The organism is Streptomyces fulvorobeus (assembly GCF_013167895.1).
In the GTDB taxonomy this organism is placed as follows: domain Bacteria; phylum Actinomycetota; class Actinomycetes; order Streptomycetales; family Streptomycetaceae; genus Streptomyces; species Streptomyces fulvorobeus.
Genome location: NZ_BLWC01000001.1, coordinates 1,298,680 through 1,318,080, shown reverse-complemented (window position 1 = coordinate 1,318,080; position 19,401 = coordinate 1,298,680). Strand labels below are relative to the sequence as shown.

The window sequence follows — 19,401 nt, the reverse complement described above, 5'->3', positions numbered from 1 at the left end:
TCAATGACTAACCGCACCCCGCTGATGGCGGGCAACTGGAAGATGAACCTCAACCACCTCGAGGCCATCGCCCACACCCAGAAGCTCGCCTTCGCCCTGGCCGACAAGGACTACGACGCCGTAGAGGTCGCCGTCCTGCCGCCCTTCACCGACCTGCGCTCCGTGCAGACCCTGGTGGACGGTGACAAGCTGAAGATCAAGTACGGCGCCCAGGACATCTCGGCACACGAATCCGGTGCCTACACCGGTGAGATCTCCGGCGCCATGCTCGCCAAGCTCAAGTGCGCGTACGTGGCCGTCGGCCACAGCGAGCGCCGCCAGTACCACGGCGAGAGCGACGAGATCTGCAACGCCAAGGTGAAGGCCGCGTACAAGCACGGCCTGACCCCGATCCTCTGCGTCGGCGAGGGCCTGGACATCCGCAAGGCCGGTGACCAGGTCTCCCACACCCTCGCGCAGCTCGACGGTGCCCTCAAAGACATCCCGGCCGAGCAGGCCGGGTCCATCGTGATCGCGTACGAGCCGGTCTGGGCCATCGGGACCGGCGAGGTCGCCACTCCCGAGGACGCCCAGGAGGTGTGCGGAGCGATCCGCGGCCGGCTGGCCGAGCTGTACTCGCAGGAGCTGGCCGACGCCGTCCGCATCCAGTACGGCGGCTCCGTGAAGTCCGGCAACGTGGCGGCCATCATGGCGCAGCCCGACGTCGACGGCGCGCTCGTCGGAGGCGCGGCACTCGACGCCGAGGAGTTCGTCAAGATCGTCCGCTTCCGCGACCAGTGAGTATGCGGTAGCGCCGATCCGTCGTACCCTAGCGGGGCCGAGGGGGGTACCCTCCGGCCCCCGTTGTCCGTATGCGCAGTCCAAGGGAATTCCGGAAAGTAGGGACCAGCCGTGATTATGGGGTTCTCGATCGCCCTGATCGTCTTCAGCCTGCTGCTGATGCTGCTGGTGCTGATGCACAAGGGAAAGGGCGGCGGCCTTTCCGACATGTTCGGCGGCGGTATGCAGTCGTCAGTCGGCGGCTCCTCGGTCGCCGAGCGCAACCTCGACCGCATCACCGTGGTGGTCGGTCTCGTGTGGTTCGCATGCATCGTCGTACTTGGTCTGCTGATGAAGCTGGACAACTGACCCGGCGTCCGCGATTCCCGGTGAGGGTGTAACTCCAATCACTGGACGCGCGTTGGGCCTTACGTAGACTGGGGCATCTTCGAGCACCATCACGCAGGGAGTTACGACCGTGGCAAGTGGCAACGCGATCCGGGGAAGCCGGGTCGGCGCGGGGCCGATGGGAGAGGCCGAGCGGGGCGAGTCCGCGCCGCGTCTGCGCATCTCCTTCTGGTGCTCGAACGGGCACGAGACGCAGCCCAGTTTCGCCCATGACGCGCAGGTACCGGAGACCTGGGACTGCCCGCGCTGCGGCTTCCCGGCCGGCCAGAACCGCGACAGCCCGCCCGCCCCGCCGCGCACCGAGCCGTACAAGACGCATCTCGCGTACGTACGCGAGCGGCGCAGCGACGCGGACGGCGAGGCCATTCTTGCCGAGGCGCTCGCGAAACTCCGCGGCGAGATCTAGTTGTTCACCGGCCGGTCACCCCCAGGGTGTCCGGCCGGACCGCTTTTCCCGTGCCGTGACCCACCCTCGCGCCGCACGCCTCCCCGATCAATTAGGTTGGAGGGGCAGTGGGGCATGCGCAGGCACGAGAAGAAGTGGGCTGATACCCGGGATGAACGCACCAAGCCGAACGAAGCTCAACCAGACGCCCGAATGGACGGCTCTCGGCAAGCACCGTGAGGAACTCGCCGGGACCCGTCTGCGGCAGCTGTTCGCCGACGCACCGGACCGCGGGACCGACCTCACCCTCCGGGTCGGCGACCTCCTCGTCGACTACTCCAAGAACCTGGTCACCGACGAGACGCTGCGGCTGCTGCGCGAGCTGGCCGCCGCCACCGGTGTCGCGGAGCTGCGGGACGCGATGTTCCGCGGCGAGAAGATCAACACGACCGAGGACCGCGCCGTCCTGCACACCGCGCTGCGCGCTCCGCGCGACGCCGTGATCGAGGTCGACGGCGAGAACGTCGTGCCCGCCGTGCACGCCGTCCTGGACAAGATGGCCGCCTTCTCCGACCGGGTCAGGTCGGGGGAGTGGACCGGCCACACCGGCAGGCGCATCAAGAACATCGTGAACATCGGCATCGGCGGTTCGGACCTCGGCCCCGCCATGGCGTACGAGGCACTGCGCTCCTTCACGGACCGCTCGCTCACCCTGCGCTTCGTGTCGAACGTCGACGGAGCCGACCTCCACGAGGCCCTCCAGGGGCTCGACCCGGCCGAGACGCTGTTCGTGATCGCCTCCAAGACGTTCACCACGATCGAGACCATCACCAACGCCACCTCGGCCCGCGACTGGCTGCTCACGGGAGTGGGGGCGGGTCAGGAAGCCGTCGCCAAGCACTTCGTGGCGCTGTCGACCAACGCCGGGAAGGTCGCCGACTTCGGCATCGACACGGCCAACATGTTCGAGTTCTGGGACTGGGTCGGCGGGCGGTACTCCTACGACTCGGCGATCGGTCTCTCCCTGATGATCGCCATCGGCCCGGACCGCTTCCGCGAGATGCTCGACGGCTTCCACCTCGTCGACGAGCACTTCCGCAACGCCCCGGCCGAGGAGAACGCCCCGCTGCTGCTCGGGCTGCTGGGCGTCTGGTACGGCGGGTTCTTCGACGCGCAGTCGCACGCCGTACTGCCCTACAGCCACTACCTGTCCAAGTTCACCGCCTACCTCCAGCAGCTGGACATGGAGTCCAACGGCAAGTCCGTGGACCGGGACGGCGACCCGGTGGAGTGGCAGACCGGCCCGGTCGTCTGGGGGACGCCCGGGACCAACGGGCAGCACGCGTACTACCAGTTGATCCACCAGGGCACCAAGGTCATCCCCGCCGACTTCATCGGCTTCGCCGAGCCGGTCGGTGACCTGCTGCCCGGACTCGTCCCGCAGCACGATCTGCTGATGGCCAACTTCTTCGCCCAGACCCAGGCGCTGGCCTTCGGCAAGACCCCTGACGAGGTCCGTGCGGAGGGTGTGCCCGAGGAGCTGGTGCCGCACAAGACGTTCCGCGGCAACCACCCGACGACCACGATCCTCGCCGACCGGCTGACTCCCTCGGTGCTCGGCCAGCTCATCGCGCTGTACGAGCACAAGGTCTTCGTCCAGGGCGCCGTCTGGAACATCGACTCGTTCGACCAGTGGGGCGTCGAGCTCGGCAAGGTCCTCGCCAAGAAGATCGAGCCGGTCCTGACCGAGGGCACGGGAGGGGAGCGGCTCGACAGCTCCACCGCCGCGCTCGTCGCCGCGTACCGCACCCTGCGGGGACGCTGAGCCGCGTGGTGACGGGGGAGGGGACGGTACGGCTGCGGGCGCCGCGCAACACGCTGGACCGCAGGGCCGTCGGCTGGTGGCGGGCCCAGGCGCTGTTGATGACCGCGGTACCCGTACTGGTGCTCGGCCTGATCGGCGCGCTGACCGGGCCCGCCCGGTTCTGGCTGCTGACGGCCGCGGCCGTCCTGGCGGTCACCGGCCTGGTCTGTGCCGTCCTCCTCCCCCTCTGGTGGTTCCGCACCCACCGCTGGGAGGTCACCGAAGAGGCGGTCTACGTCCGGACGGGGGTCTTCCGCCAGGAGTGGCGGATCGCGCCGATGTCCCGGATCCAGACCGTGGACACCGTGCGCGGCCCCCTGGAACAGCTCTGGAGGCTGGCCACGGTCACCGTCACCACCGCGTCCGCCAAGGGTGCGGTGCGGATCGAGGGCCTCGACCACGAGGTGGCGGCCGAGCTGGCCGAACGGCTGACCCGGATCACCCAGGACACCCCCGGGGACGCCACGTGAGCACCCCCGCCGACGACTGGCGCCGCCTGGACCGGCGTACGGTCCTGGTCACCGCGCTCGTCACGGCGGGGGTGCTGCTCGGCGCCGCGGTTCCGGTAGGTGTCGCCCTCGCGGGACGCCTGGGGACCGGCGGCGCCCTGGTCTGGGTGCCCGCCGCCGTCGTCGTGCTCACCGTGTCGTCGGCGGGGATCGACTACGTACGCTGGCGCCGCACCCGCTACCGCGTCGGTGCCGAACGGGTCTCCCTGCACACCGGCCTCCTGCTGGTGAAGGAGCGCTCGCTGGCCCGCGAACGCATCCGCGGCGTCGATCTGACGGCCCGGCCGCTCCAGCGCCTCCTGGGACTCGTCACGGTCCGGATCGGCACCGGCGAGCACGTCGGCGGCGACTCGACGCTGGAGCTCGACCCGGTGACACGCGCGGAGGGCGAACGGCTGCGCCGCCTGCTCCTGGAACGCGCGGCCACGGGTGCGGCGGGCAGCCACCGAGAGGGCGAACTGACCGCGCTGGACCTCCGGTGGATCAGATACGCCCCGGTCTCCTTCGTCGCCCCCATGCTGGGCGGCGCGGCGGCCGGGGCCGTGATGCAGGTCAGCGAGTGGGCCGGGGTCCAGAGGCGGGTGATCGCCTGGATCGGCGGCCTGTTCCGTGACACCCCGGTGCTGTGGACCGTGCTCGTCCTGGCCGCGGCAGCGGGGGTCGCCGGCGTCCTCGGGGCGCTCGGACTCTGGGTCGAGATGTGGTGGGGCTACCGGCTCGAACGTGAGACGGGCGGCACCCTGCGGGTCCGCCGCGGCCTGTTCACCTCGCGGTCGGTCTCCATCGAGGAACGGCGGCTGCGCGGCGTCGACCTCGTGGAGCCGCTGGGGGTACGGCTCATGGGCGCCGCCCGGCTGGACGCGATCGCGACGGGCCTGGCCGAGGACGACAAGGAGCGGCACGGCGCCCACCACACCCTGCTGCCGGCCGTACCCCGCGCGCTCGCCGACGCGGTCGCCGCCGACGTCCTGCGCGAGCGGGTGGCCCCCACGGGCGCCGCACTGACCGGCCATCCGCGCGCCGCCCGCCGCCGGCGGCTCGGCTGGGCGCTGTGGGCCGTGCTGGTCCCCGTGACGGTGATGGCGGCCCTGGGCGCCCTGCTGGCGCCCCTCCTGCTCTGGACCGCCCTGGCCTGCGCCGCGGTGTTCCTGCCCCTCGCCGTCCTCTTCGCCCTGGACGCCTACCGCGCCCTCGGACACGCCGTGGGCGGCGCGTACCTGGTGACCCGCTCCGGCACGGTCCGGCGCTCCACGGCCGCACTGGAACGGGCCGGAGTGATCGGCTGGACGGTGCGCCAGTCGTACTTCCAGCGGCGTGCCGGGCTGCTGAGCGTCACCGCCACCACGGCCGCGGGAGCGGGCGCGTACACGGCGTACGACACCGACGCCTCCGAGGGCCTGGAATTCGCCGCGCAGGCCGTCCCCGGCCTGCTGGAACCCTTCCTGGAGCGCGCCGGGGCGCCGGACATCCCCGTGCACCGCAGCTGACACCGCGCGCTGATCCACCAGGGATGACGGGACAGCCCTCAGGCGGGACCACGCGTCGTGTCGATGACGCAGAAACGATTGCCCTCCGTATCGGCGAGCACCACGAAATCCGGGTCCCGCGGGTAGAGCTCCCAGGCCACCCGGACCGCCCCGAGCCCGAGCAACCGCTCCACCTCGGTCTCCTGCTCGTCCGTGTAGAGGTCGAGGTGGACCCGGGGAACCTCCTGCACCGGTGACCTACTGCGCCCCAAAGCCAGACCGGCGCCGCTTCCCGAGGCCGGGACCAGGACCACCCAGTCGTCCGCCAGCGGTTCGCGCTCCACATAACCGAGCGCCGACTTCCAGAACGACGCCGCGCGCCTGACGTCCGACGCACCCATCACCACGGTTCCGATACGCATCATGGGCCGAGGGTGCCACGACGCAGGCCCGGTCCGCTCCGAGAGCTGACCGGGCCTGCGTACGGCCGTGCCGACGGTCTCTCAGGGAGAAGCCGTCGGGTAGAGCGCCCGCGGCAGCAGCGAGGCCGCCGCCGTGTCCAGCAGCCACAGGGTGCGGCCGCGCCCGTACGCCCCCGCCGCCGGGGCCTGGATCTCCCCGGCGCCTGACAGGGCGATGGCCGCGGCCTCGGCCTTGTCCTCGCCGGCGGCCAGCAGCCACACCTCGCGCGCCGCCCGGATGGCGGGCAGCGTGAGTGAGACGCGGGTCGGCGGCGGCTTGGGCGCTCCGTGCACCCCGACGACGGTGCGCTCGGTCTCCCGTACCGCGGGCAGCTCGGGGAAGAGCGACGCGACGTGCGTGTCGGGTCCGACGCCCAGCATCAGCACGTCGAACGCCGGCACCGGGCCGTGGTCCCCCGGACCCGCGGCCGCCGCGAGTTCGGCCGCGTAACCGGCGGCGGCCGCGTCCACGTCGTCGCCGTACGGGCCGTCCGAAGCGGGCATCGCGTGCACCCGGGCCGGGTCGAGCGCCACCGAGTCCAGCAGGGCCTCACGGGCCTGCGTGACATTGCGCTCCGGATCGCCCTCGGGCAGAAAACGCTCGTCGCCCCACCACAGGTCGAGCCGCGACCAGTCGACCGCGTCCCGCGCGGGTGTGGCGGCGAGCGCGGCCAGCAGGCCGTTGCCGTTGCGCCCGCCGGTCAGCACCACCGAGGCGTGACCGCGTGCGGCCTGGGCGTCCACCACCTTCGTGATCAGCCGGGCCGCCGCGGCCTGCGCCATCAGCTCCTTGTCGCGGTGCACGACCAGTTGCGGGACGCTCACTTCGACGCCGCCTTCCTCGCGGCGACCTTCTTGGCTGCCGCGGCCGTGGCAGCGGCCGTCGCCGCCGGGCTCTCGGGCGGGGGCTTCTCCGCGGAACCCGCGGGCTTCGCCTGCGGGCCGCCGAGCTTGTCCGGACCGAACTTCACCGCCGACGCGTAGGTGTTGTCCGGGTCGAGGCGCCGCAGCTCCTCCGCGAGGAGTTCGGCGGTCTCCCGCCGCTTGAGCGCCACCCCGCGGTCCGGCTGGCCCTGCATGGAGAGCGTGGCCAGCGAACCGTCGGGCCGGTGCAGTGTGACCGTGCCCGTCCTGGTCTCCATCCGGACGGCCGTCAGGCCGGGGCCCTCGGACTGCGTCCGCTCCACCGGGACCCCGAGCCGGTCCGCGAGCCACATGGCGAGCAGCTCGCAGCTCGGGTTGTCCGACTCGCCCTCCACGGCGGCTGAAAGCACCTCAGCGGCCTGCTGGTCGAGCGCGGCGGCCAGCATGGAACGCCACGGCGTGATGCGGGTCCAGGCCAGGTCGGTGTCACCGGGGCTGTACGTCGCCCCGCGCACGGCCAGCTCGTCGAGCGGGCGGACCGCCGAGTAGGTGTCCGTGATGCGGCGCTGGGCCAGCGCGCCCAGCGGGTCCTTCGCCGGGTCGGCGGGCGCGTCCTGCGGCCACCACACCACGACGGGCGCGTCAGGCAGCAGGAGCGGGAGGACCACCGACTGCGCGTGGTTGGCCAGTTCGCCGTGCAGCCGCAGGACGACCGTCTCACCGGTGCCCGAGTCGGAGCCGACCCGCACCTCGGCGTCGAGCCGCGCGTCACGCCGGCTGCGCGGGGAACGGCTGACCCGCTTGATCACCGCGATGATCCGCGAGGGGTGCTCACGGGAGGAGTCGCTCGCCGCCTTGAGGGCGTCGTACGCGTTCTCCTCGTCGGTGACGATGACGAGGGTCAGCACCATGCCGATGGCCGGTGTGCCGATGGCACGGCGGCCCGACACGAGCGCCTGATTGATCTTGCTGGACGTGGTTTCCGTGAGATCGATCTTCATGGCCGGCGCCAGCTCCGTCCGTCTCGTGCGAGCATCTCGTCAGCCTCGGCCGGACCCCAGGTACCGGCCGCGTACTGAGCGGGCTTGCCGTGCTTGTCCCAGTACTCCTCGATCGGGTCGAGGATGTTCCAGGAGAGTTCGACCTCCTGGTGGCGCGGGAAGAGGTTGGCGTCGCCGAGCAGCACATCGAGGATGAGCCGCTCGTACGCCTCGGGACTGGACTCCGTGAAGGACTCGCCGTACGCGAAGTCCATCGTGACGTCCCGGACCTCCATCGAGGTGCCGGGCACCTTGGAGCCGAACCGTACGGTCACGCCCTCGTCCGGCTGGACCCGGATGACCAGGGCGTTGCCGCCCAGTTCCTCGGTCGCGCCCGACTCGAAGGGCAGGTACGGGGCGCGCTTGAAGACGACCGCGATCTCCGTCACCCGGCGGCCGAGCCGCTTTCCGGTACGGAGGTAGAACGGCACGCCGGCCCAGCGGCGGTTGTTGATCGTCAGCTTGATCGCGGCGAAGGTGTCGGTCACCGACTTGGGGTCGATGCCGTCCTCCTCCAGGTAGCCGAGGACCTCTTCGCCGCCCTGCCACGCGTGGCAGTACTGGCCGCGCACGGTGTGCTTGCCCAGGTCGTCCGGGAGTTCCACCGCGGTGAGGACCTTGAGCTTCTCGGCGACCAGGGCCTTGGGGTGGAAGGAGCCCGGCTCCTCCATCGCCGTCAGCGCCAGCAGCTGGAGCAGGTGGTTCTGGATGACGTCACGGGCGGCGCCGATGCCGTCGTAGTACCCGGCCCGGCCCCCGATGCCGATGTCCTCGGCCATCGTGATCTGGACGTGGTCGACGTAGGACCGGTTCCAGATCGGCTCGAACATCGTGTTGGCGAAGCGCAGCGCCAGGATGTTCTGGACCGTCTCCTTGCCCAGGTAGTGGTCGATCCTGAAGACCTCGTTGGGCGGGAACACGTCGTGCACGAGCTGGTTGAGCTCCTGCGCGCTCGTGAGGTCGTGGCCGAACGGCTTCTCGATGACGGCACGCCGCCAGGAGCCTTCCTTCTGGTCGGCCAGCCCGTGCTTCTTGAGCTGCTGGACGACCTGCGGGAAGAACTTCGGGGGCACGGACAGGTAGAAGGCGAAGTTGCCGCCCGTGCCCTGTGCCTTGTCGAGCTCCTGGATGGTGGCCTTCAGGGTCTCGAAGGCGTCGTCGTCGTCGAAGTTGCCCTGGACGAAGCGCATCCCCTGGATGAGCTGCTGCCAGACCTCCTCGCGGAACGGCGTACGGGCGTGCTGCTTGACGGCGTCGTGGACCTCCTGTGCGAAGTCCTCGTTCTGCCACTCGCGGCGCGCGAAGCCGATGAGCGAGAAGCCCGGTGGCAGCAGGCCGCGGTTGGCCAGGTCGTAGACAGCGGGCATCAGCTTTTTACGGGACAAATCGCCCGTGACGCCAAAGATGACCAGGCCCGACGGCCCCGCGATGCGCGGGAGCCGTCGGTCCTGGGCGTCACGAAGCGGGTTGGCTCCGGGAACACCAGACAAGGTGGTCAGCCCTCCGAAGGGGCGAGGCGCTTCAGTTCCGCCTCGGTGGAGTTGAGCAGGTCGGTCCAGGCCGCCTCGAACTTGTCGACGCCCTCGTCCTCCAGCAGCCGGACGACGTCGTCGTAGCTGACCCCGAGCTTCTTGATCGCTTCGAGGTCGGCGCGGCCCTGGTCGTAGCTGCCCGCGATGGTGTTGCCGGTGATCTCGCCGTGGTCGGCGACCGCGTCGAGCGTGGCCTCCGGCATGGTGTTGACCGTGTTCGGGGCGACGAGCTCGTCGACGTACAGGGTGTCCTTGAGGGACGGGTCCTTCACGCCGGTGGACGCCCACAGCGGGCGCTGCTTGTTGGCCTGCGCCTTGTCCAGGGCGGCCCAGCGGTCGCCCGCGAAGACCTCCTCGTACGCCTCGTAGGCCAGCCGCGCGTTGGCCAGGGCGGACTTGCCCTTGGCGGCCTTCGCCTCGTCGGTGCCGATCGCGTCGAGCCGCTTGTCGATCTCGGTGTCCACCCGGGACACGAAGAACGAGGCGACCGAGTGGATCGTGGCGAGGTCCAGCCCCGCGGCCTTCGCCTTCTCCAGGCCCGCCAGGTACGCCTCCATGACCTCGCGGTAACGCTCCAGCGAGAAGATCAGCGTCACGTTGACGCTGATGCCCCGGCCGATGACCTCGGTGATCGCCGGCAGGCCGGCCTTGGTCGCCGGGATCTTGATGAGCGTGTTCGGCCGGTCCACCAGCCAGGCGAGCTGCTTGGCCTCGGCGACCGTCGCCAGGGTGTTGTGCGCCAGGCGCGGGTCGACCTCGATGGAGACCCGGCCGTCCTGGCCCTGGGTGGCGTCGAAGACCGGACGCAGGATGTCGGCTGCGTCGCGGACGTCCGCCGTCGTGATCATGCGGATGGCTTCCTCGACGGTGACCTCGCGGGCGGCGAGGTCGGTGAGCTGCTGCTCGTAACCGTCACCGTGCGAGATCGCCTTCTGGAAGATCGACGGGTTCGTGGTGACACCCACCACGTGCTGCTGGTCGATCAGCTCGGCGAGGTTGCCGGACGTGATCCGCTTGCGCGAGAGGTCGTCGAGCCAGATCGCCACGCCCTCGTCGGAGAGGCGCTTGAGTGCGTCTGTCATGGGGATTGCATCTCCTACTGTCGTGATACCTGCGTCAGCGCGCGGAGGCGGCGAGGGATTCCCGGGCGGCGGCGGCGACGTGCTCGGCGGTGAAGCCGAACTCGCGGAAGAGGACCTTCGCGTCGGCGGAGGCACCGAAGTGCTCGAGCGAGACGATCCGGCCGGCGTCACCGACGTACCGGTGCCAGGTCAGGCCGATGCCCGCCTCGACGGCGACACGCGCCTTCACGGACGGCGGCAGGACGCTGTCCTTGTACGCCTGGTCCTGCTCCTCGAACCACTCGACGCACGGCATCGACACGACACGCGTCGGCACACCGGCGGCCTGGAGCTGCTCGCGCGCCTCGACGGCGAGGTGCACCTCGGAGCCGGTGGCGATGAGTACGGCCTGGAGCTCGCCGCCCTCGGCGTCGAAGAGCACGTAACCGCCCCTGGCGGTGTCCTCGTTCGCCTCGTACGTCGGCACGCCCTGCCGGGTCAGCGCCAGACCGTGCGGGGCGCCCTCGCCGAACACCTTGGTGTAGCGGCGCAGGATCTCACGCCAGGCGATGGTGGTCTCGTTCGCGTCGGCCGGGCGCACGACGTTCAGGCCCGGGATCGCGCGCAGCGAGGCCAGATGCTCCACCGGCTGGTGGGTCGGGCCGTCCTCGCCGAGGCCGATCGAGTCGTGCGTCCACACGAAGGTCACCGGCAGGTGCATCAGCGCGGACAGCCGCACGGCGTTGCGCATGTAGTCGGAGAACACCAGGAAGGTGCCGCCGTAGACGCGCGTGTTGCCGTGCAGCGCGATGCCGTTCATGGCGGCGGCCATGGCGTGCTCGCGGATGCCGAAGTGGATCGTCCGGCCGTACGGGTCCGCGCCGGGCAGCGGGTTGCCCGCCGGGAGGAACGACGACGTCTTGTCGATCGTCGTGTTGTTCGAGCCCGCCAGGTCGGCGGAGCCGCCCCACAGCTCGGGGATGACGTCGCCGAGGGCCTGGAGGACCTTTCCGGAGGCGGCGCGGGTGGCGACGGCCTTGCCGGACTCGAACACCGGGAGCTTCTCCTCCCAGCCCGCGGGCAGCTCGCCGGAGGCGACGCGGTCGAACTCGGCGGCGCGCTCGGGGTTGGCGGTACGCCACGCGGCGAAGGACTTGTCCCACTCGGCCCTGGCGTCACGGCCGCGGTCCAGCGCCTCGCGGGTGTGCGCGATGACCTCGTCGGAGACCTCGAAGCTCTTCTCGGGGTCGAAGCCGAGCACGCGCTTGGTGGCGGCCACCTCGTCGTCGCCGAGCGCCGAGCCGTGCGCGGCCTCGGTGTCCTGGGCGTTGGGGGCGGGCCAGGCGATGATCGAGCGGGCCGCGATGAACGACGGGCGCTCGGTCTCGGCCCGGGCCGCCTGGAGCGCCCGGTAGAGGCCCGCCGGGTCGAGGTCGCCGCTGGGCAGCTGCTCGACGCGCTGGACGTGCCAGCCGTACGCCTCGTACCGCTTGAGGGTGTCCTCGGAGACCGCGGTCTCCGTGTCGCCCTCGATCGAGATGTGGTTGTCGTCCCACAGCATCACGAGGCTGCCGAGCTTCTGGTGCCCGGCCAGCGACGACGCCTCCGCGGAGATGCCCTCCTGGAGGCAGCCGTCACCGGCGATGACGTAGACGTTGTGGTCGAACGGGGAGGTGCCGGGGGCCGCCTCCGGGTCGAACAGGCCGCGCTCGTAGCGGGCGGCCATGGCCATGCCGACGGCGTTGGCGACACCCTGGCCGAGCGGCCCGGTCGTCGTCTCCACGCCGGTGGTGTGGCCGTACTCCGGGTGGCCCGGGGTCTTGGAGCCCCAGGTGCGGAACGCCTTGAGGTCGTCGAGCTCCAGACCGTATCCGGCCAGGTAGAGCTGGATGTAGAGCGTCAGGCTGGAGTGGCCCGCCGAGAGGACGAACCGGTCGCGCCCGGTCCACTCCGCGTCCGCGGGGTCGTGCCGCATCACCTTCTGGAAGAGGGTGTACGCGGCGGGAGCCAGGCTCATCGCCGTACCCGGGTGGCCGTTTCCGACCTTCTGTACGGCGTCCGCGGCGAGGACACGGACAGTGTCCACGGCCCGCTGGTCCAATTCGGTCCACTGGAGGTCTGTGGTGGTCGGCTTGGTGCTCACCCTGAGTCAGGGCTCCTCTCCACTGTCGTGTACCGGTGGCTGTTACCGCACCGGGCGATGTCGAGCCTACCCCTGACACCACGCGCTGCTTTCGGGTAGTTACCAGGGTGGCGGCGAGCTGAGGAGTTCGCCTCCTGGCGGAGGGTGCCCGTTCATCACCGCGTCACTCCGACGCGAGCCCACCCCGCGAGGAGCGGTGTGTCGGCAACGTCTACAGTGGTCTGGTTCGCGCAAGTCTTTACCGGGCCCTCCCGGAGCTTGCTGGGATTTCTCTGTCAGGGGTGTGCGTGACGGCCGTCGAGTCCCGACCCGCAGGGGTCGCCTTGACTCCGAGCCCAGGGGGCCATCGCCCGTTCGGGGCCCGCATCAAGGCATTCGTGGCGCTTACCAAGCCCCGAATCATCGAGCTGTTGCTCATCACCACCGTTCCGGTGATGTTCCTCGCCGCTCAAGGTGTTCCAGACCTGTGGCTCGTACTCACTACCACCATCGGCGGATATCTCTCCGCGGGTGGTGCCAACGCGCTGAACATGTACATCGACCGCGACATCGACGCGCTCATGGACCGAACGTCGCAGCGCCCGCTGGTCACCGGCATGGTGAGCCCCGTCGAGTGCCTCGTGTTCGGTATCTCCCTCGCGGTCGTCTCCACCGTCTGGTTCGGCCTGCTCGTCAACTGGCTCTCGGCGGCACTCGCGCTCGGGGCCCTGCTCTTCTACGTCGTCGTCTACACGATGCTCCTGAAGCGCCGCACCTCGCAGAACATCGTGTGGGGCGGAATCGCCGGCTGCATGCCGGTCCTCATCGGCTGGTCAGCGGTGACCGACTCCCTCTCGTGGGCCGCGGTCGTGCTCTTCGCCGTCATCTTCTTCTGGACGCCGCCGCACTACTGGCCGCTGTCGATGAAGGTGAAGGAGGACTACGCCAGGGTCGGCGTGCCGATGCTCCCCGTCATCGCCACCAACCAGGTGGTCGCCCGCCAGATCGTCATCTACAGCTGGGTGATGGTGGCGGTGTCGCTGCTGCTGACCCCGCTCGGCTACACGGGCTGGTTCTACACGACGGTGGCCGTCCTGACCGGCGGCTTCTGGCTCTGGGAGGCGCACGGTCTGAAGACCCGGGCCAGCTCCGGGGTGACCGGCGCCAAGCTCAAGGAGATGCGGCTGTTCCACTGGTCCATCACCTACGTCTCGCTGCTCTTCGTCGCCGTCGCGGTGGACCCCTTCCTGAGGTGACCGGCGCGCGGACGCCTCCGCCGACGGGCGGGCCACGTGGCACAGACCACGCGGCCCGCCCGTCGCCAGTTGATCTACTGCTCGGTAGCATCCAGGGCATGGCAGAGACGGCAGGGACCCAGCAGGTGGACAGCAGGCAGGCGGCCCGCGCGGAGCGCAGGGCGGCGAAGCTGGCCAGGCAGATCGGCGCGTTCGCCAAGGAGCACGGCGGCGCGGAGGGCCACCTCGCGCACACCGGGCAGTCGGGCACCCGGATCGTCCTCGTCGGGCAGGACGGCGGCTGGGGCGACCTCGTGGCGCCCTCGTACGCGGTGGCCGACAGCGCGGCGCGGAAGTCCGGCATCACGATGCACGAGAGCTTCGACGGCGACTTCGCGGCCAAGGTGCGCACAGGGCCGTACGAGTGGTCCCGGATGGCCGGTATCCAGCTCGGCGGGCCGTCCGGCAACCGCTGAGCCGTCCGGGACCGCACACGGGCGATACCTGAGCCAGGGCTAGGGCGCTCACTCGTCCGGCCGTGCGTGCGCACGCCGTCGCGGGGAGCCCCGGCCGGCCCGCCGGAGCGCGGCCGCCGCAGGTCAGCTCGCGACGGTGACGGCCGGAACCTCCCGCGCGGGGGTGCCGGCCGTGACCTCCGGACGCTCCCGCATGCCGAGGAACAGCCGCAGCACGGCGATCCACATCAGCGCGGAGCCGAGCATGTGGAGGCCGACCAGGATCTCGGGGACGTCGCTGAAGTACTGCACGTACCCGATCGCTCCCTGCGCGAGCAGCACGATCAGCAGGTCACGGGCGCGCGCCCGGGTGTCGGCCGGGGCGTCCACCACCCGCAGTGCCAGCCACACGGCGACGGCCAGGGCGCAGACGACCCAGGCGGCGACGGCGTGCACGTGCGCGGCGGCGGTCCAGTCCCACGGCATGCGCGGTACGTCGCTGCTGTCACCGGCGTGCTTGCCGGAACCGGTCACCGTCGTGCCGAGAGCGATCAGGGCCACCGTGGTGACGAGGACGGCCCAGGACAGGCCGCGTACCGGCCTCGGGACGCGCGGGCGCGGCGCGCCGTCGCCCTCGCCGGTCCGCACCCAGGTGATGACGGCGACCGCGAGCAGGCAGTTGGCGAGCAGGAAGTGCCCGGCCACCGTCCACGGGTTCAGGCCCGCCCAGACCGTGATCCCGCCGAGTACGGCGTTCCCCATCACGAGCCAGAACTGGGACCAGGCGAGCCGGGTCAGGCCGCGGCGCCTGGGCTTCGCGGAACGCACCGCGATGATCGCCCAGCCGACGGCGGCGGACAGGACGTAGGTGAGCATCCGGTTGCCGAACTCGATCGCGCCGTGCAGCCCCTGCTCGGGGGTCGCGAAGAGGCTGTCGTCCGTGCACTTGGGCCAGGTGTCGCAGCCGAGACCGGAACCGGTCAGCCGGACGGCACCGCCCGTGACGATGATGAACACGCTCATCACGACTGCGGAGAGAGCGGCGCGCCGGACCACATCGGTGGACGGAGTCCAGCGCTTGGCGATGTAGGAGAGGGGGGTTTCCACGCGGACCATCGTAGGCCGGGGCTTGTGCATGTTTTCACGAGGGGTGCGGTATGCCCGGATGGTGTGGGTCACAGCCGGACGCCTACTCCCAGCGGAAGAACCTCGCCGCGGCGCCCAGCCCCAGCCCGGCCCAGAGCGCGAGGACACCGGCCTCGCTCCACGGCGTCGGCGAGCCGTGCTGGAGCACGTCCCGCAGCCCCTCGGAGAGGGCCGAGACGGGCAGCAGGCCCAGGACCGACCGGAGCGCGTCGGGGAACTCGTCGAGCGGCACGATGACGCCGCCGCCCACCAGCAGCAGCAGGAAGACCAGGTTCGCGGCGGCGAGCGTCGCCTCCGCCTTCAGCGTCCCCGCCATCAGGAGACCGAGGCCCGAGAACGCCGCGGTGCCGAGCACCAGGAGCAGCAGTACGGCGAACGGGTTGCCCTCCGGCGACCAGCCGAGCGCGAACGCGATCCCCGTCAGCAGCACGATCTGGAGCACCTCGGTGACCAGCACCGACAGGGTCTTCGCGGTCATCAGCGCCCAGCGGGGCAGCGGTGAGGCGCCGAGCCGCTTGAGCACGCCGTAGCGCCGTTCGAAGCCGGTGGCGATGGCCTGGCCGGTGAAGGCCGTGGACATCACGGCCAGCGCGAGGACGCCGGGCGTCAGGAAGTCGACCGGGTCGCCCGCGCCCGTGTCCACCACGTCCACCGTGCTGAACAGCACGAGCAGCAGCGCCGGGATGATCACCGTGAGGAGCAGCTGCTCGCCGTTGCGCAGCAGCATCCGCGTCTCCAGCGCGGTCTGCGCGGCGATCATGCGGGGCAGAGGGGCGGCGCCCGGGCGGGGGGTGTACGTACCGGCGCTCATGCGCGCAGCTCCTTGCCTGTCAGTTCCAGGAAGACGTCCTCCAGCGTGTGCCGCTCCACGGAGATGCCGGACGGCATCACTCCGTGCTGGGCGCACCAGGAGGTCACGGTGGCCAGCAGCTGCGGGTCGACCTCTCCCGTGATGCGGTACGTGCCCGCGGGCGTCTCCGCCGCCGCCGTACCGTCCGGCAGCGCCTTGAGCAGGGAGGCGAGGTCGAGACCGGGACGGCCGGTGAAGCGCAGGGTGTTCTCGGCGCCGCCGCGGCACAGTGCCTCCGGGCTGCCCTGGGCGATGACCCGGCCCGCGTCGATGACGGCGACGTCGTCGGCGAGCTCCTCGGCCTCGTCCATGGAGTGCGTGGTCAGCACGGTCGAGACGCCGTCGGCGCGCAGTTCCCGTACGAGTTCCCAGGTGGCGCGGCGCGCCTGCGGGTCCAGGCCCGCGGTCGGCTCGTCCAGGAAGACCAGCTCGGGGCGGCCCACGACGGCCATCGCGAGGGCGAGCCGCTGCTGCTGGCCCCCGGAGAGCCGGCGGTAGGTGGTGCGCCCGCAGCTGCCGAGGCCCAGCCGTTCGGTCAGGGCGTCGACGTCCAGGGGGTGGGCGTACAGCCTGGCCATGTGGCGCAGCATCTCGTCGGCCCGCGCGCCGGAGTAGACCCCGCCGGACTGGAGCATCACGCCGACCCGGGGGCGCAGCGCCGCGGCGTCGGCGACGGGGTCGAGGCCGAGGACGCGTACGGTCCCGGCGTCCGGCTTCCGGTAGCCCTCGCAGGTCTCGACGGTGGTGGTCTTGCCTGCGCCGTTCGGGCCGAGGACCGCGGTGACCGCGCCGGCCCTGACGTCGAGGTCGAGGCCGTTCACCGCGGTCTTCGCGCCGTACCGCTTCACCAGACCGGTGATCTGGACGACGGGCTCGCTGTTCATGGCCGGAAGTCTAGGTCCGGCGGTCCGGGGGGCGGGGCGCGGGTCCCGGGCGGCGGGGAGGGGCGCTAGGAGCGGTTTGATCATTTCCGCAGGTCAACTTAGGTATGCCTAAGTGACGAATCCATCACGCCATGATCGGGGCGGCGGGTTGTCAGGGTCCGGTGAATTACGCAACAATGGCGTTGTGAAATACGTTGGCGAGGCTCCGCAGGAGGAACTCGCGACCGGTGAGCGCTCGACGCGCAACCGGGTCGCGCGCTCCATCCTGGACCACGGCCCGTCCACCGCCGCCGACCTCGCCGAACGCGTCCGGCTCACTCAGGCCGCCGTCCGCCGTCATCTCGACGCACTCGTCTCGGACGGGGTCGTCGAGGCCCGGGATCAGCGGGTGTACGGGGCGCGGACCCGGGGCCGCCCCGCCAAGGTGTTCGCCCTGACCGACTGCGGGCGGGACGCCTTCGACCAGTCCTACGACAAGCTCGCCGCCGACGCCCTGCGCTGGATCTCCGAGACCGCGGGCGAGGAGGCGGTCGTCGCGTTCGCCCGCGCCCGGATGGCCGCCCAGGCCGAGGCGTACCGCGTCGTGGTCGAGTCGGCCGCCCCGGAGGACCGCACCGACGCGCTCGCCAGGGCCCTGTCGGCCGACGGGTACGCTGCTACGGCGCGAAGTGCGCCCGGCCCGCAGCAGGGCGAGCAGTTGTGCCAGCACCACTGCCCGGTCGCGCATGTCGCCGAGCAGTTCCCGCAGCTGTGCGAGGCGGAGACGGAAATCTTCTCCAGCCTGCTCGGGACGCATGTGCAGCGTCTGGCCACGCTCGCCCACGGCGACGGTGTGTGTACGACATACGTGCCGCGCAGCGGCCACGCACCAGCACGGACCACCTCAGTATCTGCAAGCACTGCCGGGAGGAACCCCGCATGACGCTCCCCACGGAGACTGCCCACCCTGAGCTCGAGGGTCTGGGCACGTACGAATTCGGTTGGGCCGACTCCGACGCGGCAGGCGCTGCGGCCAAGCGCGGCCTCTCCGAGGCTGTCGTGCGCGACATCTCGGAGAAGAAGAACGAACCCGAGTGGATGCTGAAGCTGCGGCTCAAGGGCCTCAAGCTCTTCGGTAAGAAGCCCATGCCGAACTGGGGCTCGGACCTCTCCGGCATCGACTTCGACAACATCAAGTACTTCGTGCGCTCCACGGAGAAGCAGGCGGAGTCCTGGGAGGACCTGCCCGAGGAGATCAAGAACACGTACGACAGGCTCGGCATCCCCGAGGCGGAGAAGCAGCGCCTCGTCGCCGGTGTCGCCGCGCAGTACGAGTCCGAGGTCGTCTACCACCAGATCAACGAGGAGCTGGAGGCGCAGGGTGTCATCTTCATGGACACCGACACCGCGCTGAAGGAGCACCCGGAGCTCTTCCAGGAGTACTTCGGCACCGTCATCCCCGTCGGTGACAACAAGTTCGCCTCGCTGAACTCGGCCGTGTGGTCCGGCGGCTCCTTCATCTACGTGCCGAAGGGCGTGCACGTGGAGATCCCGCTCCAGGCTTACTTCCGTATCAACACGGAGAACATGGGCCAGTTCGAGCGGACGCTGATCATCGTCGACGAGGACGCCTACGTCCACTACGTCGAGGGCTGCACCGCGCCGATCTACTCCTCGGACTCGCTGCACTCCGCGGTCGTCGAGATCATCGTGAAGAAGGGCGGCCGCTGCCGCTACACGACGATCCAGAACTGGTCGAACAACGTCTACAACCTCGTCACCAAGCGCGCCGTGGCGTACGAGGGCGCGACCATGGAGTGGGTCGACGGCAACATCGGCTCCAAGGTCACCATGAAGTACCCCGCCATCTACCTGATGGGCGAGCACGCCAAGGGCGAGACCCTGTCCATCGCCTTCGCGGGCGAGGGCCAGCACCAGGACGCCGGCGCCAAGATGGTCCACATGGCTCCGAACACCTCGTCCAACATCGTCTCCAAGTCCGTGGCGCGTGGCGGCGGCCGTACGTCCTACCGCGGTCTCATCGAGATCGGCGAGGGCGCCCCGGGCTCCAAGTCCAACGTGCTCTGCGACGCGCTCCTCGTCGACACGATCTCCCGCTCGGACACGTACCCGTACGTGGACGTCCGTGAGGACGACGTGTCCATGGGCCACGAGGCGACCGTCTCCAAGGTCTCCGAGGACCAGCTCTTCTACCTCATGAGCCGTGGACTCACCGAGTTCGAGGCCATGGCGATGATCGTGCGCGGCTTCGTCGAGCCGATCGCCAAGGAGCTGCCCATGGAGTACGCCCTGGAGCTGAACCGGCTGATCGAGCTGCAGATGGAGGGTTCGGTCGGCTAGTACGCCCGCCGACCGCGTCC

Annotated in this window: 19 protein-coding genes; 10 read left to right on the top strand and 9 right to left on the bottom strand. The window is 70.5% G+C overall.

Features of this window, described 5'->3' with window-relative positions; translation table 11 throughout:
- Nucleotides 1–3: 3 nt before the first annotated feature.
- The 6 genes from tpiA to Sfulv_RS05895 all read left to right on the top strand — a co-directional run bounded on the left by tpiA (nucleotide 4) and on the right by Sfulv_RS05895 (nucleotide 5,412).
- Nucleotides 4–780, top strand: a complete 777-nt coding sequence (gene tpiA, locus Sfulv_RS05920) for a triose-phosphate isomerase (protein WP_173312361.1) — start codon at nucleotides 4–6, stop codon at nucleotides 778–780.
- A 117-nt stretch (nucleotides 781–897) separates the two neighbouring features.
- Nucleotides 898–1,128, top strand: a complete 231-nt coding sequence (gene secG, locus Sfulv_RS05915; RefSeq protein WP_173317614.1) for a preprotein translocase subunit SecG — start codon at nucleotides 898–900, stop codon at nucleotides 1,126–1,128.
- 109 nt (nucleotides 1,129–1,237) lie between these two features.
- On the top strand, nucleotides 1,238–1,573 hold the full coding sequence (locus Sfulv_RS05910) for an RNA polymerase-binding protein RbpA (protein WP_173312359.1): 336 nt from the start codon (nucleotides 1,238–1,240) through the stop codon (nucleotides 1,571–1,573).
- 151 nt (nucleotides 1,574–1,724) lie between these two features.
- A complete protein-coding gene (gene pgi / locus Sfulv_RS05905) occupies nucleotides 1,725–3,377 on the top strand; it encodes a glucose-6-phosphate isomerase (RefSeq protein WP_173312356.1) in 1,653 nt (550 codons plus the stop codon).
- Nucleotides 3,378–3,382: 5 nt separating this feature from the next.
- Nucleotides 3,383–3,886, top strand: coding sequence for a PH domain-containing protein (locus tag Sfulv_RS05900; protein WP_173312353.1), 504 nt, complete (start codon nucleotides 3,383–3,385; stop codon nucleotides 3,884–3,886).
- Nucleotides 3,883–5,412 (top strand): PH domain-containing protein, encoded by a 1,530-nt coding sequence (locus Sfulv_RS05895; RefSeq protein WP_173312350.1) that lies wholly within the window; start codon nucleotides 3,883–3,885, stop codon nucleotides 5,410–5,412. The genes Sfulv_RS05900 and Sfulv_RS05895 overlap by 4 nt, the downstream gene beginning before the upstream one ends.
- A 38-nt stretch (nucleotides 5,413–5,450) precedes the next feature.
- On the opposite strand, the gene Sfulv_RS05890 is transcribed toward Sfulv_RS05895, so the two are convergent.
- From Sfulv_RS05890 to tkt, 6 genes are all read right to left on the bottom strand, one after another.
- Nucleotides 5,451–5,816, bottom strand: a complete 366-nt coding sequence (locus tag Sfulv_RS05890; RefSeq protein WP_173312347.1) for a VOC family protein — start codon at nucleotides 5,814–5,816, stop codon at nucleotides 5,451–5,453.
- Nucleotides 5,817–5,894: 78 nt separating this feature from the next.
- Nucleotides 5,895–6,677: a 6-phosphogluconolactonase gene (gene pgl, locus Sfulv_RS05885; RefSeq protein WP_173312345.1), complete on the bottom strand. Its 783-nt coding sequence runs from the start codon at nucleotides 6,675–6,677 to the stop codon at nucleotides 5,895–5,897.
- Nucleotides 6,674–7,717, bottom strand: a complete 1,044-nt coding sequence (gene opcA / locus Sfulv_RS05880) for a glucose-6-phosphate dehydrogenase assembly protein OpcA (protein ID WP_173312343.1) — start codon at nucleotides 7,715–7,717, stop codon at nucleotides 6,674–6,676. The genes pgl and opcA overlap by 4 nt, the downstream gene beginning before the upstream one ends.
- On the bottom strand, nucleotides 7,714–9,246 hold the full coding sequence (gene zwf, locus Sfulv_RS05875) for a glucose-6-phosphate dehydrogenase (protein ID WP_173312341.1): 1,533 nt from the start codon (nucleotides 9,244–9,246) through the stop codon (nucleotides 7,714–7,716). The genes opcA and zwf overlap by 4 nt, the downstream gene beginning before the upstream one ends.
- A gap of 5 nt (nucleotides 9,247–9,251) precedes the next feature.
- The gene (gene tal, locus Sfulv_RS05870) at nucleotides 9,252–10,370 is read right to left on the bottom strand and encodes a transaldolase (RefSeq protein WP_173312339.1); all 1,119 of its coding nucleotides are present in this window, start codon (nucleotides 10,368–10,370) and stop codon (nucleotides 9,252–9,254) included.
- 34 nt (nucleotides 10,371–10,404) lie between these two features.
- The gene (gene tkt / locus Sfulv_RS05865; RefSeq protein WP_173312336.1) at nucleotides 10,405–12,492 is read right to left on the bottom strand and encodes a transketolase; all 2,088 of its coding nucleotides are present in this window, start codon (nucleotides 12,490–12,492) and stop codon (nucleotides 10,405–10,407) included.
- A 281-nt stretch (nucleotides 12,493–12,773) separates the two neighbouring features.
- Between tkt and Sfulv_RS05860 the strand changes: the two genes are divergently transcribed.
- A complete protein-coding gene (locus tag Sfulv_RS05860) occupies nucleotides 12,774–13,727 on the top strand; it encodes a heme o synthase (protein ID WP_173312333.1) in 954 nt (317 codons plus the stop codon).
- Nucleotides 13,728–13,825: 98 nt separating this feature from the next.
- Nucleotides 13,826–14,182 carry a hypothetical protein gene (locus Sfulv_RS05855; RefSeq protein ID WP_173312330.1) on the top strand — a complete coding sequence of 119 codons (357 nt, stop codon included), beginning with the start codon at nucleotides 13,826–13,828 and terminating at the stop codon, nucleotides 14,180–14,182.
- A 123-nt stretch (nucleotides 14,183–14,305) separates the two neighbouring features.
- On the opposite strand, the gene Sfulv_RS05850 is transcribed toward Sfulv_RS05855, so the two are convergent.
- The 3 genes from Sfulv_RS05850 to Sfulv_RS05840 form a co-directional block, all read right to left on the bottom strand.
- On the bottom strand, nucleotides 14,306–15,277 hold the full coding sequence (locus tag Sfulv_RS05850) for a COX15/CtaA family protein (RefSeq protein ID WP_173317612.1): 972 nt from the start codon (nucleotides 15,275–15,277) through the stop codon (nucleotides 14,306–14,308).
- 73 nt (nucleotides 15,278–15,350) lie between these two features.
- Nucleotides 15,351–16,118: an ABC transporter permease gene (locus tag Sfulv_RS05845; protein WP_173312327.1), complete on the bottom strand. Its 768-nt coding sequence runs from the start codon at nucleotides 16,116–16,118 to the stop codon at nucleotides 15,351–15,353.
- Complete coding sequence (locus Sfulv_RS05840; RefSeq protein ID WP_173312324.1) at nucleotides 16,115–17,041, bottom strand: ABC transporter ATP-binding protein; 927 nt, start codon at nucleotides 17,039–17,041, stop codon at nucleotides 16,115–16,117. Before Sfulv_RS05840 ends, Sfulv_RS05845 begins: the two co-directional genes overlap by 4 nt.
- 184 nt (nucleotides 17,042–17,225) lie before the next feature.
- On the opposite strand from Sfulv_RS05840, the gene Sfulv_RS05835 reads away from it, so the two are divergent.
- Together Sfulv_RS05835 and sufB are read left to right on the top strand one after the other, a co-directional pair.
- Nucleotides 17,226–17,963, top strand: coding sequence for a helix-turn-helix transcriptional regulator (locus Sfulv_RS05835; protein WP_173312320.1), 738 nt, complete (start codon nucleotides 17,226–17,228; stop codon nucleotides 17,961–17,963).
- The gene (gene sufB / locus Sfulv_RS05830; RefSeq protein ID WP_173312317.1) at nucleotides 17,960–19,381 is read left to right on the top strand and encodes a Fe-S cluster assembly protein SufB; all 1,422 of its coding nucleotides are present in this window, start codon (nucleotides 17,960–17,962) and stop codon (nucleotides 19,379–19,381) included. The genes Sfulv_RS05835 and sufB overlap by 4 nt, the downstream gene beginning before the upstream one ends.
- The last annotated feature ends 20 nt before the right edge of the window (nucleotides 19,382–19,401 follow it).

Excerpts from the sequence above, each read along its gene's own strand:
- tpiA (WP_173312361.1), top strand. The coding sequence starts at position 4 with ATGACTAACCGCACCCCGCTGATGGCGGGCAACTGGAAGATGAACCTC.
- Sfulv_RS05845 (WP_173312327.1), bottom strand. The coding sequence starts at position 16,118 with ATGAGCGCCGGTACGTACACCCCCCGCCCGGGCGCCGCCCCTCTGCCC.
- pgi (WP_173312356.1), top strand. The coding sequence starts at position 1,725 with ATGAACGCACCAAGCCGAACGAAGCTCAACCAGACGCCCGAATGGACG.
- tal (WP_173312339.1), bottom strand. The coding sequence starts at position 10,370 with ATGACAGACGCACTCAAGCGCCTCTCCGACGAGGGCGTGGCGATCTGG.
- Sfulv_RS05855 (WP_173312330.1), top strand. The coding sequence starts at position 13,826 with ATGGCAGAGACGGCAGGGACCCAGCAGGTGGACAGCAGGCAGGCGGCC.
- secG (WP_173317614.1), top strand. The coding sequence starts at position 898 with ATGGGGTTCTCGATCGCCCTGATCGTCTTCAGCCTGCTGCTGATGCTG.
- Sfulv_RS05890 (WP_173312347.1), bottom strand. The coding sequence starts at position 5,816 with ATGATGCGTATCGGAACCGTGGTGATGGGTGCGTCGGACGTCAGGCGC.
- sufB (WP_173312317.1), top strand. The coding sequence starts at position 17,960 with ATGACGCTCCCCACGGAGACTGCCCACCCTGAGCTCGAGGGTCTGGGC.
- Sfulv_RS05840 (WP_173312324.1), bottom strand. The coding sequence starts at position 17,041 with ATGAACAGCGAGCCCGTCGTCCAGATCACCGGTCTGGTGAAGCGGTAC.
- opcA (WP_173312343.1), bottom strand. The coding sequence starts at position 7,717 with ATGAAGATCGATCTCACGGAAACCACGTCCAGCAAGATCAATCAGGCG.
- Sfulv_RS05850 (WP_173317612.1), bottom strand. The coding sequence starts at position 15,277 with ATGGTCCGCGTGGAAACCCCCCTCTCCTACATCGCCAAGCGCTGGACT.